We start from the raw sequence: 18,300 nt of genomic DNA, 5'->3' as shown, positions 1-18,300 counted from the left end.
ACGGAGTTTACGTGGTGTAAATGAGTACTTTAAGCCGATTTTTAACGCCGTATGGGCGAGCGCAGACAATTTTCGTACAGAACCTAATAGTCCATGGACCAGGTCAGGGTATAGGTCCGACCGCGGCCCTGATAGTCGTAGAGGTATTCCGGGCCGTAGTAGGGGGAGTAGAACATCGCGGCGCGCTGCCCCCAGACGGTGGAATACTGCTTGTCCAGCAGGTTGGCCACGCCGAGGCTGACTTCCCCGACCGGCAGGTCCTGGCGGAGGTTCAGGTCCAGGGTGGTGAAGCCGTCGATCTTGCGGTCGTTGTCGTCTTCCAGATCGAAGGCGTGGTTGGCCTGCAGGCGCGCCGAGCGCTCGCTCTGGAAATCCTGCCAGCCGAGGAAGGCGGTGGCGGAGGACAGCGAGGCGTAGCGGGCGTCGCGCTTCTCCCATTCGCCGTCGGCGTTTTCCTGCTCGGAGCGCACCAGATGCAGGGTCGCGCCGGCCTCGAGGCCGCTGTCGAAGTAGCGGGTCACGGCGCCCTCGAAGCCGTAGTCGCGTTTCTTCTCCTCGACCACGCTGACGCTGAGGTCCTCGGCATTCTCCACGGCCTTGTCGGACCAGGCGTAGTAGAGCGCCGCCTGGGTCATCCAGGCGCCGCTGTTGTAGCGCCAGCCCAGCTCGACCTGGTCGGTCTTGATGGCGGACAGCGGGTTCTGGTCGACGCTGACCTCGGCGCTCTTGCCATAGTACTTGGCCGGGTCGGGCAGCTCGAAGCCCTGGCTGAACTGCAGCCAGTTCTGGTGGCCGTTGCCGTAGTCGTAGAGGGCGCCGGCGTTGATCAGGGTGGCGTCATAGTCGTTCTCGCCGCCGGGGATGCCCTGGAAGTCCCCGACCTCGACGTCCATGTGCTGGCGACGCACGCCGGCGGAGAGCTGCAGCCCCTCGGTGGCCTGCCATTCCCCCTGGGCGAAGGCCGAGATGCCGTCGACCCGGTAGCTGGGGTAGCGCGGCGTCACGCCGGCCTCTTCCTGCACCAGGCCGCCGGTGGCATCCGAGACGGCCTTGTCGAAGGTCATCTGGCTGGCGTCGAAGGACTCGCGGTCCAGGTCCAGGCCGTAGGTCAGCGACAGGGAATCGGTGAGGTCGGCATCGAACAGCGCCTTGAGGCCCGAGAGGTCGGTGTTCTGCTTCGACGCCCGGAACTCCGAGCCGCCGGCCACCGGATAGGGGAAGGCCTGGAAGCTGGCTTCCTCCTCGCGGTGGAAGGCCTGCAGGTAGAAGTCCTGGCCGAGCAGGTCGGCATGGTGGTACTGCAGGTTGAGCATCTTGCGGTCGGTGGCCGGGTCGCGGTCGGAGGCATAGCCGTCGCGGATCTCGGCGTCGTTCAGGTCGGGGCTGGCGGCGTCCAGGTTCGGGAAGTAGACCCCGCGATCCCCTTCGTAGCCGGAGCGGTACAGCTGGGCGCCGAACTGCAGGCTCTGCTGCTCGGTCAGCTGCACGTCCAGGTTGCCCATGACGTCGATGCTGCGATTGTCCTGCAGGTCGGTCTGGGCGATGTCGGGGAAGATCTCGTTGCCGCCGGCATCGAAGTGGCGGCCGTTGTCCTGGTAGGCCACGGCGAGGCGGCCGCGGACGGTCTCGTTGCCGCCGCTCATCGACTGGGCGAGGCGGTAGTCCAGGTCGTCGGCGTCGTTGAAGCCGGAGGTCATGCCGGCCTCGGTGGCCAGGTGGATGCCCTCTCGATCTCCCTTCCTGGTGATGATGTTGATCAGGCCGCCGGTGGCGCCGCCGCCGTACAGGCTGCTGGCCCCCGAGAGCACCTCGACGCGCTCGATGTTGAAGGGGTCGATGCTATCGAACTGGCGCGACAGGCCTCGAGAGCTGTTCAGCGACACGCCATCGATCAGCACCTGCACGCTGCGCCCGCGCATGTTCTGGCCGTAGTTGGTGCGCCCCTGGGGCGCGAGGTCCAGGCCGGGCACCAGCTTACCCAGGGCCGACTTCAGGTCGGCACCGGTGCGCAGCTGCGTCTGCAGCTGCTGCTGGTCGACGACCCACACCGCCCCGGGAATGCGGCTGATCTCGGTGGGGGTGCGCGAGCCGACCACCACCATGGTGTCCTGAAGGTCGGTCTCATGGGTGGCTTGGGCAGCGGCCTGGGCGAAGGTCGGGCCGGCTAGGGCGCTGCTCAGGGCCGCGAGGCTGGCGGCCAGATGACGTGGGTTCATGGAGTCCCTGAATCGTTCTGATAATGGATGTCAATTGCATGAAGCGCGGGCGAGTATAGCCAAATTGGCAAATAATAAGAAAGGTTCTGATTCGTATCCTTTGGTGGCGGTGCCGCGTGGGGATGACGTCGCGCGATGACCGCCGGCTGTACTAGGCTGGGCGGGCTTCGCCATTTCCCCACGGAGGTTGCCCCATGGCCCACGCCCGGATCCTTCAGCAAGGCACCATCCACTGCTTCCCCGCCGGCCTGCGCGACGAGGCCGGCAAGATCGTCAACGCCGAGATCTCGGCCGTGCTCTACGACGGCGAGCGGCTGCTGCTGGCCAGCGACAAGCCGGTGCCCGGCGAGTCCCGCTCCGCGGTGTTCGCCCTGCCGCTGACGCCCGAGGGCCCCGACGATACGCGGCTGGAATATCTCATCGCCGCGCGCCTCAAGCAGGCGGTGAAGTACGAGGACTTCGCGCTGACCACCGACGGTCGCCACGTGCTGGCGGTGACCGGCTTCGACCGCATCGACGACCAGAGCCACGCGCTGAACGACTACAACCACCTGCTGATCTGGCCGCTGGGCGAGCCCGAGGGCGTGCAGGTGGTGGATCCCGATCCGCGCGACGGCGTGGAAGGCTCGCTGGAGCTGCGCCGCAAGCTCGACGCGGCCATCGGCTTTCCCTATTACAAGATCGAGGGGCTGGCCGCGGTGCCCGGCGACCGTGGCGACGGCCTGCTGCTGTTCGGGGTGCGCGAGCAGGGCAACGACCACGACGACTTCGACTATGTGAGCCGCGTGGTGGGGGCGCACTACCAGACCACCGACAACGGCAACATCGAGTTCATCGACGCCCTGCGCGAACACTTCCGCTTCGTGCCCCACGACCAGGCTGGCGTGCGCTTCGAGTGCGGGCTCTCCAGCCTGGAATACGACCCCTACCACGCCCGGCTGTACCTGCTGACCAGCTTCGAGGTCGAAGAGGGCGGCGAGGAACGTATCGGCGGCTACCTGTGGGAGATGAGCCTGGAAGAGTTCCGCGACGGCGAGATTCCGCGGCTGGTGACCACCCCCGAGGGCGCGCCGCTGGAGTTCGAGCACAAGGCCGAAGGCCTGGCGGTGCTCGACCGGGAGCGGCTGTTCGTGGCCTACGACAACGACCGCAACCTCAAGCTCGGCAGCGTCGACGAACGCGACGAGCGCCACGCCTGCGAAGCGCCCTACACCATTCTGGGGCTGGGCTGAGTTAGCCCGCATGCCGCTGGCCTCGGCCAGCGGCTTTCGCTATCATACGCAACCGCTGATACGGGCCTATAGCTCAGTTGGTTAGAGCAGGGGACTCATAATCCCTTGGTCGCTGGTTCGAGTCCAGCTGGGCCCACCAATTAAATCAATGTGTTACGAAGAGATTCTCCAATCTCGGCCCCATATGAGCCATCATGGATGTGGCCTGTAACTCGTTGATTTACGTTGTGGTACGTAGCACGACTCCCCCTGAACTCCCCCTCAACTGCTCATAAATACCTTCGAACCAAAGGAGGTTATGAATGAGTAGTCTCAATGCAACTCGTACTGTCTTCAGCAAGACCAAAAAGGCTGATCTGCGCGTGGGTAAAGAGCTGACCGACGGGCAGATCATATGGCGCAAGCTCAGCGACGGAAGTGGCAGTTGGCGGTACGACTTCCAACTGAACGGCAGACGTCACAAGGGAACCCTGGGCAAGGAAAAGGACGGCATGACACTCAGTCAGGCCCGTCGCGAGTACGAGAAGGTTCGTGGCAAAGCACTGATGCAGCCTTCTGGCACTGGCATGAGTCAGGGAGTCGACTATGGAAGGCTACCGTTCGAACAAGCTGCCGAGCGGTTTCTGAGCTGGAGCCAGGCTCACCATCTCGATTATTCCAGCAATGATGGGCGGATGAAGCTGCACTTGCTTCCCAGGTTCCAAGGCAAAGAAGTGGGAGCTATCACTGCTGGGCAAGTCGAAGAGATGCGCACCGAGTTGCGCTCGGCGGGCCTGTCCCCCAATACCATCAAGCGGATCGTCAGCCTGCTCTCGAACGTGTTCGAGCACCTTCGGCAACATGATGCGACGATTCGCAATCCCACCCGAGAGCTTCGTGGTCTGCGTGCGACGCCTCATGAGATCGAAGTCTTCTCGGAAGAGCAACTCGAGACCCTCCTGGATGAAGGCGTGAACCCGTGTCCCAGGAGCCGAGCCATGGTCGCGCTCGGCTGCTTTGCTGGCCTGCGTGCCTCCGAAGTCTTGGGGCTGACATGGCAGGACGTGGAGATGAGTCAGGGGATGCTCCACATCCATAGGTCGGCACTCGAGGGCAAGGTGAGAGCCACCACCAAGAGTGGGCGCGGGCGTCATGTGCCCATATCAGCCAGCTTGCGGCCTCATCTGGAGGAGCTGCAGGCGAGTGCTGTAGGGATCCCCTGGCTGTTTCCTGGCCGTGATGCCACGAAGCCCATCTATCAGTTGCAGCATGTCTTCAACCGTATGAAGCAACGGGCCGGGATAGGTGATGCTCCGGGGTTTCATGCCCTGCGGCATACGTTTGCCACACGTGCGCTGGAGAGCGGGGTGAGCCTCCACGCTCTCAAGGAGTGGCTGGGACACAGCACGATCCAGATGACGGAGCGCTATGTCCACGCCACGCGCAGTCATACTCATGACATGGCCAGCAGGCTTCCATGAGGCTGCTGATTTGACACCCTTCGAGGGTGCCGCTGCTTGCTCCTCCACAAAACTTCTCTTTTTGGGACGGATAAATACCGGAGAGAAAAGACGTGGAGGATGTGATGCAGAAGCATAATCAAGATGGTGAGCCCATTCGCTATTATCCGGATGACATGATCAGTGTGGAGCAGGCGGTCCCCCTGCTGGGGTTGTCCAAGCGGACGATTCAAGACATGGCGGCGAGACGAGAGCTGCCACTCTACAAGATTGGAAAGAGTGTCCGCTTTCGTGTCAGAGAACTCGAGGAATGGCTGAAGACGAAGAGGTGCCATGCAAGTTGAGGCGTCCGATGGTTATAAATTGGGTGAGTTGCTCGCTTCAGAAAATGGGGCCTACGATATCGCGCTTGTAAGCCCCTTCGATTCATATCGGCCAGTAGCCTTAGGGCTCAGCCACCGGAGTGCGTCTCAGTCACAAGAGCTGATCGACATTCTTCGGTGAGATCTGGCAGGCAGTGGTCCTGCTGCAGGAGCTGAAGGGCCTCGCAGACGACCACATACATGGCTTCCCGCTGGTCCTCCATGGTCTGGGTACCCCGCAACACTTCCAGCAATGGGGTTTCCAGATGGATAGGATGGTAGGCATTGAAGCGGGACTCCTCTCGCTGGTGATAAAACGTCCAGCGGGTGCTAGGAGCTCTCTCCCTTAGAGACTCCACCAGCGCCAGGTAACTTGGCTGGTGACTGTAGATTCGATGCAGGGCTTGCGAGAAATCTAGAATCACTCGCAGCATGACCTGATCGGGGTGGCGATGCTGTACCAGATGATCGCCCCCATCTAGGATCACTCCTACGAAGATCCCAGGCATCCACTTCACGGGGCCAACGGCTGGCACCAGCTCAAATCCAAGGCGTCCCCAGCGATACCCCTTCATTGCCCCCTCGTACTGTCCTTCAAGCGGCCAGTGCCGGCCGGCTAGAGGCGAGAGTGCCTGCGAAATCTGGGTCGGCAACTTTCCTGCAATGGGGTAGTAGCGAATGGCCTGATGGTCGATGGGGGCAGCGGGATGTAGGCCTTCATGGCGCAACAGGGCCAGGAAGCTGCCGATGTGAAATTGCTCGGTTGCGTCATCGCATTGGCCGAGATGCTCCTCCACGGCGGTGTAGATGTGATGCCAACAGAGGCATCCATCGGCTTCGGGGTGATGCTGAGCGGGGGTCGCACTGATTATGACAACCCTCGCCTCTTGGTCTATGAAGTGGCTATGAGCGAGTTCTTGGTAACGGAAGAGCTGCTCCCGATGCAGGGCAGCATGCACCTTGTGCTCGAATAGGATCGCCCCGCCGGCCCATTGCGCCAGCATGTCCAGACGCACCCCGGGATAGGACACCTGGGTATCCCAGGTCACGTCGCACTTGGGAACATCGATCCGGCGCTCCTCTCTCATGTGCATGACGGTGGTGGTGAGCACCTTCTCCGCCACGCCTCCAGCATTGCGAAGCAGCCAGGCAAAGACCTCGGTGATGAAATCCTCCAGGGAGTCCCGCCCTTCCCGGGGACGATACTGTCGGAGGCTGACCAAGAGAGAGTCATCCATACGGCATCCTTGTCGATGATGGGTAAACTTTCGGCTCATGGTCGGGTAGAGGCCAGACCAGGCCCTAATAGGGCCGACTACATTAACATGGCCTGCACCGTAGGGGCCTGACGCCTCTCATCATGGACGGTGACCGCGGTGGTAAGGATGGGCTGCACGTACTTCCCTGCTCCTCTCTGCCTGTCACTGTGTGTGATGTCCAGTAGTTTTTCTCATCAGAACCAAGCACACGGGGTAGCATTGTGAACACGGAGAGTCACTCCCAGACGGCGGCTTTCATCTGGGCGGCCGCCGACTTGCTGCGCGGCGATTTCAAGCAGTCCCAGTACGGGCGTATCATCCTGTCCTTCACCCTACTGCGGCGCCTGGAGTGCGTGCTGGAGCCGTCCAAGGGCGCTGTCCTGGCCGCTGCCCACGAGCACCAGGCCAAGCCCGACGCCGTCCGCGAGAAGCTGCTGCTGCGCGCTGCTGACCGGCCCTTCTTCCACGCCTCGCCGCTGACCCTCGGCATGCTCTACGACGATCAGCTGTCTGGCGAGCGCTTCGACTTCATGCTCTCCAACCCTCCGTTCGGGGTGGAGTGAAAGAAGGTAAAGAAGGCGATCACCGGCGAGCATAAGCACTGTGGCTACGACAGCTGCCTCGGTCCTGGTCTGCCGCGGGTCTCCGACGTCTCGCTGCTGTTCACCGGTGGGGCCGCCTGACATCGAAGACGTCTGATGCCAGGCATTAAACCTACCGTTTTCTACCTTTCTATCGTCACTGTCTCGAGTTTAATTGACTTGCTCGCTAATTGTTCGTCGAATGAAGTCTCTAACGGCGATAATATTGCGCGGAAGTTCATCTCTCTTCTTCCATACGCAGCCGATATCCATCGTCGGGAGGCTTTCATTTAGTTCGCGCCGAATGATGCGTCGTCCTTCTAGAGAGAATGGTCGATACACCAAGTCTGATAGGATCGTGACTCCTTTTCCGAGAGCCACGAGGCTGCGAACAGCCTCTAGCGAACTGCTTTTGAATGCGACCTTGGGGGCGAGGCCATGCTCCCCCCAGTAGTGGTTCACCGTTTCTACGTGTTCATCCATGTCCAGAAGAATGAAATCGCTCTCGGCAATCTCATCAAGAGTAAGACTTTCCGGATGCTGAAGAGGACTCTCGCTGTCGAGCCATAACCGCCTGGGAGACCGCAGCATTGTCTCGTGCTCTAGTTCGTCATGGACCTGCATGTTGGAGACAAGAATGAACGCTAGATCGAAGCAGTCTTCCAGAAGCCCCTTTTCGATACTGGCCCTGTCGCGCTCTTCCATTATGATATTCAGGTTAGGGAATTGCCCAGTAAGCGATACTAACAACAATGGGATCAAGTAAGCGGATATCGTCTCAGTGACACCGATCCGGATCTGTCCATGCAGGTCGTCAGGGGAGCGTTGGATTTCCTTTATGGCGTCTTCGACCCCCAACAGCGTGTCTTGCGCCCGGCGCGCGAATCGTTCCCCAGCTTGCGTCAGGCGGACGCCCTTGGCATGTCGCTGGAACAGTTGAGCTCCGAGGCTCTGCTCCAGGTTCTTTAGTGCAATTGTCATCGACGATTGAGAGACGTGACAGCGCAAGGCGGCGCGGGTCACCTGGCCCGTTTCCGCCAGTGCCACTAGGTACTCCAATTGTCGGAGGGTTATGCCCGTGTTCATATTGAAAAAATCAATATTGATGAATTCATAATCTATATTAGCAATGAGGTCATGCGGAGTCTAGGTTCGTTGATAAGAAGATCAACGTTGTGGCCGGAGATTTCCCCATGCCAGTCGAAGAGAAGCGAGGTTACTGCACCTTATGCCGATCGCGGTGCGGGACCATTAATCATGTAAATGGCGATAGCCTTATCAAGGTGGAGCCGGACACTGACCACCCCACTGGCGCAGCCATGTGTATGAAGGGCCGGGCTGCTCCCGAGCTGGTTCATAGCCCCAACCGCCTGCTCTACCCGATGCGTCGAACAAAGCCAAAGACCGCAGAAGACCCTGGCTGGGAAAGAATTTCCTGGTACGAAGCAATCACCACTATCGCGGCGAGACTATCGGAGATTAAAGACGAATCAGGGGCGGAATCAGTTGCGTTTGGTGTGACCACACCCAGTGGTACGCCCATATCGGATAGCATCGATTGGGTTGAGCGATTTGTCCGAGCCTTTCAAAGCCCCAATATTTGCTATGGCACTGAGGTCTGCAATTGGCACAAAGATTATGCCCATGCCTTTACATTCGGCTGCGGTATGCCTACGGCTGACTATGCTAACGCTGATCTCATTATGCTGTGGGGCCATAATCCTACGAGCACGTGGCTCAGCCAAGCAAATGCAATCGGCAAAGGGAGAGATAAAGGGGCACGGATGATAGTGGTCGATCCGCGTAAGACGCCACTGGCGGCCAGTGCGGATGTCTGGCTTCGAGTACGCCCCGGCACCGATATGGTGGTTGCGTTGGGCCTGGTGCGGCAGATGTTACTGCACCAAAGCTTTGATTATCATTTCGTTCGCAGCTGGACGAATGCTCCTTTTCTGGTCCGCTCTGATGATGGGACGCTGTTGCGGGCAGAAGACTGTGAGTTTGCGCGGACGCAAGGGGATGACCCAATTCCCGATAGCTTCGTCGTGTGGGACAGTGAGGTCAATGCACCGGTTTGTTATACCCCGCACAGCGGATCGTCACTTTCTCATGGAGTCCGTGCAGCACTGGCTGGGCGCTATCGTGTGTCGCTGGTCAATGGTGAAGTAGTCACATGCGAGCCTGTCTTAGCTTTGCTTGAGCGTACTTGTGCTCCTTATACGCCCGATGTCGTCGAGCGAATCTCTGGCGTTGACGCCGATTCGATGATCCAGGCTGCGGAATTGCTAAGCGCCAGTAAACGCGTTGCATATCATTCATGGACGGGCATCGGGCAGCATAGCAACGCGACACAGACCGAGCGTGCCGTTTCCATTCTCTACGCTCTGACGGGCAGCTTCGATGTTCTTGGTGGCAACCGCGTATACGCACAAGTTCCTGTTCGTCCCATCAAAGGATTGGAGCTTATTGAACCGGCGCAATTACACAAAGCTCTGGGCATTGGCCAACGCCCACTTGGACCTCCTGCCCAAGGTTGGGTTACTGCTCGGGACCTATATCGAGCCATCGTTTTCGGCCAGCCTTATCGTGTTCGAGCACTCATAGGGTTCGGCACTAACATGATGGCCAGCCAAGGAGATGTAGAGCTGGGAAAAGCAGCCTTGCAGCAGCTCGAATTCCATGTGCATTGCGACCTGTTTGAAACTCCATCTTCTCGCTTTGCCGACATTATATTGCCGGTTAATACGCCTTGGGAGAGAGAAGCACTGCGTGCCGGATTCGAGATCAACAACGTTGCGGTGGAGCATGTTCAGCTCCGTCAGCGGGCAGTCTCACCTCGGGGAGAATCAAAATCCGACATCGAGATTGTATTCGCTTTGGCAAAAGCGTTGGGAATGGACGAGCTCTTTTTTAACGGTAGTCTCGAGGCTGGCTGGAACTGGATGCTGGAACCGCTTGATTTGACCGTATCCCAGCTGCGCCAGAAGCCGGAAGGTGTGCGTTACAGTTTGACACAGGAGCCGAAGAAGTACAGCTGTATCGGCAATGGTAAGATCAAAGGCTTCGAAACACTCACCGGGAGGGTCGAGCTCTACTCAGAAATGCTGCTGCGTTATGGTTATGACCCGCTGCCCAAAGCCGAAGGCGTGCTCACGGACCACAAAGCTTCTTCAAAATACCCTTATACGCTCACTTCAATAAAAAACGGATTTTTCTGCCATAGCCAGCACCGTTCTATTGTGTCGCTGCGCAAGAGGTCGCCTTTGCCTGTTGCCCAACTCAGCCTTGAATTGGCGGCTAAAAAAGGTATAACGAAGGGTGATTGGGTGGTGATCAATACTACAGAAGGGCAGGCTCGTTTCTGCGCCAGCTTGAGCCCGGATTTAGATGCTGGAGTAATTGTCGCGGAATTCGGGTGGTGGCAAAGCTGTAACGAACTTGGGCGAGGCGGATATGCTGTCATAGGTGATGGTAATAGCAACTACAATGCTCTGATCAGCGCGCGTGATTCGGATCCAATCAGTGGCTCCGTGCCGATGCGTTCGTTCCACTGTGATATTCAGAGAGACCCTGCTCAAGATATCAGACGACGCACATGGGAAGGTTTTAGGCCATTCCGAGTTCGTACCATAAAGCGTGAGACGGCTGATGTCTTAGCTATCGAACTAGCGTCCTCAGATGGCTCCCTGCTTCCTGATTACCTGCCCGGCCAGCACATTACGATGCGCGTTGGCAAGGACGGCTCAAGCGAGCAACTCGTCCGTGCATACTCCCTGACCGGCTCTGCACAAGAACAAGACAGGACTAGCTACCGCATAGCTGTTCGCCACTTACGGGGAGCGGACGAGAAAGGTAATGCTTTTGAGGGCCGGATGTCAGGTTATCTTCACAGGCATCTTCTGACTGGGCAGGAAGTGCACCTTGGCTCGCCCGGTGGAAACTTTGTTTTGCCTACCACAATGCATCAACCCGTCGTTATCTTCGCCGGGGGAATCGGAATAACGCCTTTTATCAGTTACCTGGAGACTCTGGCACAGTCTGACGACATGCCTGAGGTATGGCTGCACTATGCGAACAGAAACAGTCAGAGCCATGCCTTTGCATCGCGTATCAACGAGTTGAAAACCCGTCTGGCCGGATTGACAGTGATCAACTATTACAACGATCCGCTAGCGACCGAGATCAAGGGGGTTGACTACGACTCCAATGAACTAGTGTCGGCTGACGTTGTCCCGAACTCTCTGATCAAACGTCGGGCACGGTTTTATCTGTGTGGTCCGAACCCGATGATGACAGCTATTACCAATCAGCTAGTTGAGAGGGGAGTTCCCAGATTCGATATTTTTAGTGAGGTGTTTCGGTCTCCTGCGACTCTCACTGTCGATAATGACAAGCAATACAGTGTCTCCTTCCGACGCTCAAATCCTCGAAGTTACAAGTGGAACTCAGCGGAAGGGGTGCTCCTTAATTTTGCGGAGGCTCAGGGTATAAACCTACCCAGCGGCTGTCGGGTAGGGCAGTGCGAAAGTTGCGCAGTTCGCATTATTTCCGGGCAAGTCTATCACCTGAATGGCCAGGAGCCGGAAGACCCGGCCATTTGCTTGACTTGCCAGGCTGTTCCTGTGAGCAATTTGGAACTTGATGTGTGAATTATTTAAGAAGGAGTTGAGTGTGAGAATCTATGCCAGTGAAGAGACGAGAGAGGCACTTCCGTTTTCCCGTTTAATCCCAGTGCTTGAAAGTATGTTCAAGCATGGCTGTACAACGCCCCGTAGGCACATTCACGACATCGGAACGCCGGAAACACCCTTGACAACACTGATAATGCCTGCCTGGAGTGATGTCGGGTTTATGGGAATTAAAACCGTCAACATTGCCCCTAACAATGCTAGCAAATCGCTACCCGGATTGTTCTCGACTTACACATTGTATAACCGTGATACGGGAGAACCCGTAGCTCAAGTCGACGGTAACGAGATCACTTCAAGGCGCACAGCTGCCGCTTCGGCACTAGCAGCCAAATTTCTGGCATCCCCTTCCTCCTCGCGCTTGACGCTACTGGGGGCAGGACGTGTGGGTAGCCTGATTCCCTACGCTTATCGGGAAGTATTGCCAATCGAAGAAGTCGCGGTCTGGGATATCAATCCCGTCGCATCGGAACGACTGGTGATGCAGCTTAATCAAGATGGTTTCAAGGCCCGCGCCGTCGAGGATCTTCAGATGGCAGTGAGCTGGGCAGATGCTATCACCTGCGCGACCTTGTCGACACAGTCATTAGTCAAAGGAGCCTGGCTGTCCCCTGGCAGTCATCTCGATCTGATCGGCAGCTTTACGCCGAGTATGCGCGAGGCGGATACCGATGCAGTGGTTGCTAATGCTCTCTTCATTGATACCGAAGAAGCTCTGGAAAAGTCAGGGGATCTGACTCAACCGATACATTCGGGTGCCCTGAGCCCCGATGCCGTCATCGGGACTTTGGAAGACCTCTGCCTACGTCGATGCCCTACGCGAAGCTCGCAACAGGAATGCACGGTATTCAAGGCAGTTGGTACCGCACTGGAGGACTTGGCAGCAGCAATACTTGTCCATCAAGGTTAAAATAATATTCAGGAGAACAATAATGTCAAACAATACTATAAATGCCAGTGAGAACAACAGGTTCTTCGGTGGAATCACCAATGGGTTGACACGTATTTTCGACCGATACCTTCCTGATCCATTAGTCATCGTGATCGTGCTTACAATTATGATTATGCTGGCTTGCGTGTCATTCAGGGGTGACGCTCCTGCCGATATTCTCGGCTATTGGATGGATGGGTTCTGGAGTCTGCATGGGTTTGCTATGCAGATGGTTCTCATCTTGGTTGCAGGTTTCGTAGTGGCCACTACGCCAATGTTCAAGTCTCTGACGTTACGCATCGCTAGTTCAGCCAGAACTCCTGGGCGTGCGGTTATCATCGTGACCGTGGTGTCACTTCTGGCTAGCTGGTTGAATTGGGGTATAGGGCTTGTGGTTGGGGCAGTACTAGCCAAAGAGTTGGCCAGGCGCGTACCATTCGTCGACTATCGGCTGCTGATTGCGAGTGCCTATTCTGGTTTCCTTGTCTGGCATGCTGGGTTGTCTGGATCGATACCTCTTAGCCTAGCGACTCCTGGTCACTTTCTAGAGGGTAGTGTTGGCCTGATTTCTACCAGCGAAACATTGTTCAGTCCTTTGAATATTGGTCTTGTCGTGGTAATTTTTGTCGCGCTTCCTCTCACCAATTACCTGATGCTGAAAAACAGCAAGTCGGTGTCTTTTACCGACTTTAAAGATGAGCCGAAACCATCGAATGATGACGTGTCACGTCCAGCAGAACGCCTCGAGCACTCAATCTGGCCTGCACTGCTCATCTCTTCGGCAGGTATAGCCGCGGTGGTTCTTTACGCAGTCAAAGGAGGAGGCCTCAACCTCAATGTCATTATCTTCTCGCTGATTTTTGTTGGTATCGGCTTGCACAAGAATCTCAGTCAGTTTCTGGCGCAAATCAATGAAGCGGTGAAAGGCGCCAGCGGCATCATCATTCAGTTCCCTTTCTATGCTGGCCTCATGGGTATCATGTCTCAATCTGGCTTGGCCGGTGACCTCGCACAAATGTTCGTTAACATCTCAACGGCAGACACACTACCCGTTTGGAGTTTTCTCTCTGCTGGCGTAATCAATATGTTTGTGCCATCGGGTGGTGGCCAGTGGGCAGTGCAGGGGCCGATTGTCATGGAGGCTGCCCAGGCACTGAATGCCGACATCTCAACTGTGGCAATGGCATTTGCCTGGGGAGATAGCTGGACCAACATGCTGCAGCCGTTCTGGGCTTTACCTGCCCTTGCGATTGCAGGTCTCAAGGCTAGAGATATCATGGGGTTCTGTGCAGTTGTGTTGGCGGTGAGCGGCATTATCATTAGTCTGGCACTGTTGCTGTTCTGAGAGTAAAAGTCGTCAATGCAATATCATCAACCTGACTTTTCTATATAAATAATGTCTGGTGTCCAAGTGCCACTCTTGATGAGTGGCACTTGTATCATATCTATATTTGATCTCAGAGGTGGTATCTAGCAACGATGTAGGAGCTGGAACCGGGATAACCCCATTTTCAGAAGCGGCGGGATTTTCCGATACTGGCTTCTAACATCATGGGAGCCATTGACCAGCGATAGCTCAGGCGGCCAATGGCCGCCTTTCAGCCAGGAGGAGGACATGGACGAACAGACACGCCGACAACGGCGGAAAGAGCTGGAAACCAAGACCGTCGAGCAGGTCGGCGAGACGCACCCAGAAGGCGGGGAGCCGGCGGTTCGGTGGCTGACTTCCGAGGAGATCGACGAATTGCGGCGGGATATGAAAGAAGCATCCGCTTGGGCGCGGGCTGAGTTGAAACGGCGAAAAGCAGATAGCTAAGGCTGGTCGCTGAATCCAGTGCGCAAGGACCCTGGCCCTCTCAGCCTTTTTGGCTCTGATGTGTGATGTTGCTTCCCCGAGCGTGCATAATTGTCGGATGCAACCGTGTGTAAATTCTATAAGCACATGAAATAAAAGGGAACTTTTTAGGGTATGCTGGTCTACAACGCCACCAAGCAGCAGTTCATCGACGATGTACGAGCCAACGTCATCACCGATGCCATCGAGAACGAGGTGGCACGCAAGCTGAACCGCAACTCTCCGCGCAGTGAGGTGACGTCCTGGGAGAACTCTCTGCGCTTCATGATGAGCGCGCTGCTGGACGAGGCGATTCCCGCGTCGGCCGGGGTGGCCATCGAGTACAATATCCCGCTGACCAATCGCCGCGTGGACTTCATCCTGACCGGCAAGAACCACCAGCGGGACGATGCGGCGGTCATCGTGGAACTGAAACAGTGGCAGTCCGTCGAGGTGACGAAGAAGGACGCCATCGTGCGCACCCAACTGGGCGGCGGTGTTCGCGAAACCAACCATCCGTCGTATCAGGCGTGGTCCTATGGCGCGCTGATCGAGGACTACAACGAGACGGTACGCTCCGAGTCGATCCGCCTGGTGCCCTGCGCCTACCTGCACAACATGAAGCAGGGGAACGCCATCAATGATCCCTTCTACGAGCACCACACGCGCCGTGCGCCGGTCTTCATCTCGCAGGATGCCTTGAAGCTATCGGCGTTTCTGAGCCAGCATATCAAGTACGGCGACAGCAACGACATCATGTATCGCATCGAGCACGGTGTGATCAAGCCGAGCAAGAACCTGGCGGATGCCCTGGCCTCGATGATGCAAGGCAACGCCGAGTTCCTGATGATCGACGACCAGAAGCTGGTCTATGAAACCGCGCTTGACCTCGCTCACCGTGCAGGTAGCGACAACAAGCAGTGCCTGATCGTCAAGGGCGGGCCGGGCACCGGCAAGTCGGTGGTGGCCATCAACCTGCTGGTGGAGCTGACTAAGCGCGAGATGATGACGCAGTACGTCTCGCGCAACTCGGCCCCTCGTGAGGTCTTCAAGAAGAAGCTGACCGGTACTCGAAAGAAGACCCACATCGACAACCTGTTCAAGGGCTCGGGCAGCTACGTCAACGCCGAGCCGGATACCTTCCATGCGCTGATCGTCGACGAGGCGCACCGCCTGAACGAAAAGTCGGGCATGTACCAGAACCTGGGCGAGAGCCAGATCAAGGAGGTGATCGCCGCGTCACGCTTCTCGATCTTCTTCATCGATGAAGCGCAGCGCGTGACGCTGAAAGACGTGGGCACGGTCGAGGAGATCCGGCGGCGGGCAGCCGAGTGCGGCGCCAATGTCCAGGAATTCGAGCTGGCATCGCAGTTTCGCTGCAACGGCTCGGATGGCTATCTGGCCTGGCTCGATCACGCCCTTCAGATTCGCACCACGGCCAATACTGACCTGGAGGACATCGACTACGACTTCCAAGTGTTCGATGACCCGAGTGCCATGCGCCTTGCGATTTTCGAAAAGAACCGCAAGGCCAACAAGGCCCGCATGGTGGCGGGCTACTGCTGGCCTTGGGCCAGCAAGAAGGACAAGCAGGCCATGGACATCGTGTTTCCCGAGTATGGCTTCGCGGCCCAGTGGAACCTCGATGACGACGGCATGCTGTGGGCCATCGCCGATGGATCAGCAGAGCAGGTCGGCTGCATCCACACCTGCCAGGGGCTCGAATTCGACTACGTCGGCGTCATCATCGGCGACGACTTCGTGATTCGTGACGGACGCGTGGTGACGGACGCGGCCAAGCGGGCGGGGCAGGATCGCTCCGTGCATGGCTACAAGAAGATGCTCAAGGAGCAGCCCGAGCATGCCCGTGCCCTGGCGGACCAGATCATCAAGAACACCTATCGCACGCTGATGACGCGGGGCCAGAAGGGTTGTTACGTCTATGCCACGGACCCCGAGACCCGTGAGTACTTCGCGGCCTTCGCTCGTGCGCAGGTAGCCACCGAGCATACCGGTCTGGCTGAAGAGGCCGAGACGCTGGATGGTTTGCACCTTCCCATCGTGGCGCGTGATCAGGCCGCGCCGTTCGAGCGCCATGTGCCCGTGTACGACCTGAGCATCGCCGCCGGTGAGTTCAGCGAGATGCAAATCGCCGACGCCGAGCACTGGGTCGAGCTGCCGGACTTCATGCGTGCGAGCCCCGACCTGTTCGTCAGCCGGGTAGTGGGGGAGTCGATGAACCGGCGCATCCCCAATGGCGCCTGGTGTCTGTTCCGTGCCAACCCCGGCGGCACGCGGCAGGGCAAGGTCGTCGTGGTGCAGCATCGCGCCATCGAGGACCCGGACCACGGCGGCAGCTTCACGGTGAAGCAGTATCAGAGCGAGAAGATCGAGGAATACGGCGAGTTCGTGAACCAGCGCATCGTGCTCAAGCCCCAGACCAATGCCTTCGGCTACAAGGACATCGTGCTCGAGGACGAGCTCGAGGACCTGAAGGTCATCGGTGAATTCCTCTCCGTGCTGTGAACGAGTGGGCGGCCGGATGGTCGCCTATGCTGGCTGGATAGCGAGCGGCAGAGCAGGCATGCTCACCGCTATCCGATACCGCAGAACCAGGTGAGCACTAGATGTCAGATCCGTTCAAGCAGCTTCGAGACGCCATGGACCAGTTTGCCACCGAGCGCGACTGGGACCAGTTCCACTCGCCCAAGAACCTGGCCATGGCGCTGACGGTGGAGGCTGCCGAGCTGCAGGAGTGTTTCCAGTGGCTGACCGAGGCGCAGTCCAGGGAGCTGGATGAGCAGCAACTGGCCGCCGTGCGCGACGAAATTGCCGATGTTCAGCTCTATCTGATCCGGCTGGCGGGCAAGCTGGACGTGGATATCGAAGCGGCATGCCGGGCGAAGATGGAGAAGAATGCGGAGAAATATCCCGCCGACCAAGTGAAGGGAAGCGCAAAAAAGTACACGCACTATCAGGATTGACGTGATGTGTGGCCGCTTTGTCCCCTGCAGCGGCCTTCTCAGCCTGGCTTCGTCCCTCAAGCTTCCTCCCGCTAAATTTGAACTCAAGCAGGGCAGAAGACTCAGCTTTTGGTTTAAATTCTATGCTAAAAGCGGCCTTGAATGGCGATTTTGTGCTTGAAGATAAACCAGCGTGGTTTATTCCTCACTCTGAGGACGGAATTTAAGACTGCTTTTTCACGTGAAAAATCAACCAGTTGCTACACAAGGCATACCATCACCCGGAAGCTGCTGGCGAGCTTGTCATAGCGCGTAGCGATTCGCCGTAGCTCCTTGAGCCAGCTAAAGGTACGCTCTACCAAATTGCGCTTCCGATACTTGGGCTTGTCGAACCCTCGAGGGAGTCCAGACGAGGCTTTCGGTACATCTTGCGCTGCGCGATGATCGGCTTCATCCGATGTCGATCGCAGTAGCGGCGTAAGTCATCGCTGTCGTAGCCCTTGTCGGCCACGATATAGCGGCAACGCTTTCGTGGCTGCCCCGTTTTCCTGGCAGATGGATGGCCTCCATCGTGGGCATGAAATGACGAGTGTCGGCGTCCTGACCCGGTGATAGCGTCAAGGTCAGAGGCCATCCATGTCGGTCGCAGACCAGATGGAGCTTGGTGCTTAAGCCGCCCCGGCTTCGCCCCAACGCATGGTCTACCGGTTCGTCCGGTCCCCTTTTTGCCGCCTCCCGAGGCGGCCCGTGTGGCACGAACGGCCGTGGAGTCGATCATCTAGGTATCCAGGTATC

Annotated in this window: 14 protein-coding genes, 1 tRNA gene and 1 pseudogene; 11 read left to right on the top strand and 5 right to left on the bottom strand. The window is 57.8% G+C overall.

Annotated features, from left to right (window positions below; translation table 11 throughout):
• Positions 1-83 precede the first annotated feature (83 nt).
• Complete coding sequence (locus ACXAFN_RS02325) at positions 84-2,216, bottom strand: TonB-dependent receptor (protein WP_474985832.1); 2,133 nt, start codon at positions 2,214-2,216, stop codon at positions 84-86.
• Positions 2,217-2,410: 194 nt separating this feature from the next.
• On the opposite strand from ACXAFN_RS02325, the gene ACXAFN_RS02320 reads away from it, so the two are divergent.
• The 4 genes from ACXAFN_RS02320 to ACXAFN_RS02305 all read left to right on the top strand — a co-directional run bounded on the left by ACXAFN_RS02320 (position 2,411) and on the right by ACXAFN_RS02305 (position 5,231).
• Positions 2,411-3,448 carry a hypothetical protein gene (locus ACXAFN_RS02320; RefSeq protein WP_474985831.1) on the top strand — a complete coding sequence of 346 codons (1,038 nt, stop codon included), beginning with the start codon at positions 2,411-2,413 and terminating at the stop codon, positions 3,446-3,448.
• 62 nt (positions 3,449-3,510) lie between these two features.
• Positions 3,511-3,587: transfer RNA gene (locus ACXAFN_RS02315), tRNA-Ile, on the top strand.
• Between the two features lie 163 nt (positions 3,588-3,750).
• Positions 3,751-4,908, top strand: coding sequence for a tyrosine-type recombinase/integrase (locus ACXAFN_RS02310; RefSeq protein ID WP_474985829.1), 1,158 nt, complete (start codon positions 3,751-3,753; stop codon positions 4,906-4,908).
• A 104-nt stretch (positions 4,909-5,012) separates the two neighbouring features.
• Entirely contained in the window at positions 5,013-5,231 is a 219-nt protein-coding gene (locus ACXAFN_RS02305; protein ID WP_474985828.1) for a helix-turn-helix domain-containing protein, read from the top strand.
• A gap of 107 nt (positions 5,232-5,338) precedes the next feature.
• Here ACXAFN_RS02305 and ACXAFN_RS02300 read toward each other — a convergent pair whose 3' ends face one another.
• Entirely contained in the window at positions 5,339-6,487 is a 1,149-nt protein-coding gene (locus ACXAFN_RS02300; protein ID WP_474985827.1) for a hypothetical protein, read from the bottom strand.
• A 242-nt stretch (positions 6,488-6,729) separates the two neighbouring features.
• Between ACXAFN_RS02300 and ACXAFN_RS02295 the strand changes: the two genes are divergently transcribed.
• On the top strand, positions 6,730-7,071 hold the full coding sequence (locus ACXAFN_RS02295) for a type I restriction-modification system subunit M N-terminal domain-containing protein (RefSeq protein WP_474985825.1): 342 nt from the start codon (positions 6,730-6,732) through the stop codon (positions 7,069-7,071).
• A 189-nt stretch (positions 7,072-7,260) separates the two neighbouring features.
• On the opposite strand, the gene ACXAFN_RS02290 is transcribed toward ACXAFN_RS02295, so the two are convergent.
• Positions 7,261-8,175 carry a LysR family transcriptional regulator gene (locus tag ACXAFN_RS02290; RefSeq protein WP_474985823.1) on the bottom strand — a complete coding sequence of 305 codons (915 nt, stop codon included), beginning with the start codon at positions 8,173-8,175 and terminating at the stop codon, positions 7,261-7,263.
• A gap of 107 nt (positions 8,176-8,282) precedes the next feature.
• Here ACXAFN_RS02290 and ACXAFN_RS02285 point away from each other — a divergent pair, with 107 nt between their 5' ends.
• The 6 genes from ACXAFN_RS02285 to ACXAFN_RS02260 all read left to right on the top strand — a co-directional run bounded on the left by ACXAFN_RS02285 (position 8,283) and on the right by ACXAFN_RS02260 (position 17,526).
• Positions 8,283-11,738: a molybdopterin-dependent oxidoreductase gene (locus ACXAFN_RS02285; RefSeq protein WP_474985822.1), complete on the top strand. Its 3,456-nt coding sequence runs from the start codon at positions 8,283-8,285 to the stop codon at positions 11,736-11,738.
• 22 nt (positions 11,739-11,760) lie between these two features.
• Entirely contained in the window at positions 11,761-12,687 is a 927-nt protein-coding gene (gene lhpI / locus ACXAFN_RS02280) for a bifunctional Delta(1)-pyrroline-2-carboxylate/Delta(1)-piperideine-2-carboxylate reductase (RefSeq protein WP_474985820.1), read from the top strand.
• Between the two features lie 22 nt (positions 12,688-12,709).
• Complete coding sequence (locus tag ACXAFN_RS02275) at positions 12,710-14,053, top strand: short-chain fatty acid transporter (RefSeq protein WP_474985818.1); 1,344 nt, start codon at positions 12,710-12,712, stop codon at positions 14,051-14,053.
• Between the two features lie 270 nt (positions 14,054-14,323).
• Entirely contained in the window at positions 14,324-14,524 is a 201-nt protein-coding gene (locus ACXAFN_RS02270; protein ID WP_474985817.1) for a hypothetical protein, read from the top strand.
• A 153-nt stretch (positions 14,525-14,677) separates the two neighbouring features.
• On the top strand, positions 14,678-17,068 hold the full coding sequence (locus ACXAFN_RS02265) for a DNA/RNA helicase domain-containing protein (RefSeq protein ID WP_474985815.1): 2,391 nt from the start codon (positions 14,678-14,680) through the stop codon (positions 17,066-17,068).
• A gap of 101 nt (positions 17,069-17,169) precedes the next feature.
• Complete coding sequence (locus ACXAFN_RS02260) at positions 17,170-17,526, top strand: nucleotide pyrophosphohydrolase (RefSeq protein WP_043527825.1); 357 nt, start codon at positions 17,170-17,172, stop codon at positions 17,524-17,526.
• A gap of 239 nt (positions 17,527-17,765) precedes the next feature.
• On the opposite strand, the gene ACXAFN_RS02255 is transcribed toward ACXAFN_RS02260, so the two are convergent.
• Together ACXAFN_RS02255 and ACXAFN_RS02250 are read right to left on the bottom strand one after the other, a co-directional pair.
• Entirely contained in the window at positions 17,766-17,975 is a 210-nt protein-coding gene (locus ACXAFN_RS02255) for a transposase (RefSeq protein ID WP_474987449.1), read from the bottom strand.
• Between the two features lie 17 nt (positions 17,976-17,992).
• A pseudogene (locus tag ACXAFN_RS02250) lies at positions 17,993-18,283 on the bottom strand (IS5/IS1182 family transposase); the annotation flags it as partial.
• Positions 18,284-18,300: the final 17 nt, after the last annotated feature.

It is taken from the genome of Halomonas sp. ABH4_019 (assembly GCF_056159885.1).
Note: the sequence above shows the minus strand (reverse complement) of the source record. Positions and strands in the feature narration are given on the sequence as shown.